At 75.5% G+C, this 249-nt stretch carries 1 protein-coding gene; it reads right to left on the reverse strand.

Annotated elements, in window-relative coordinates; all coding sequences use genetic code 11:
- Positions 1-249: ankyrin repeat domain-containing protein (locus BFF76_RS30130; protein ID WP_141695704.1), on the reverse strand; the 249-nt coding region annotated here is incomplete at both ends.

Raw genomic sequence — 249 nt, forward strand, 5'->3', positions numbered from 1 at the left:
GCTCCACGTCCAGCGCGAGCATGCGCCTGGCCTCCTCCAGCGCGGGGGAGAGACCGCCGGCGCCGTGCCGGAGCAGGGCCCGCACCGTGTTCACCGACCCCCTCCGGGACGCGACCACCAGCGGCCCCTCACCCTGCGGACTGGTCAGGTCAGGGTCCGCGCCATGGGCGAGCAGGGTCTCCGCGACCCGCGCATGGCCGAGGCCCGCCGCCCAGCGCAGCGCCGTGAAGCCGAACTCCTCGCTCAGAT

The sequence above is a fragment of the Streptomyces mutomycini genome (genome assembly GCF_001700505.1).
Classification (GTDB): domain Bacteria; phylum Actinomycetota; class Actinomycetes; order Streptomycetales; family Streptomycetaceae; genus Streptomyces; species Streptomyces mutomycini.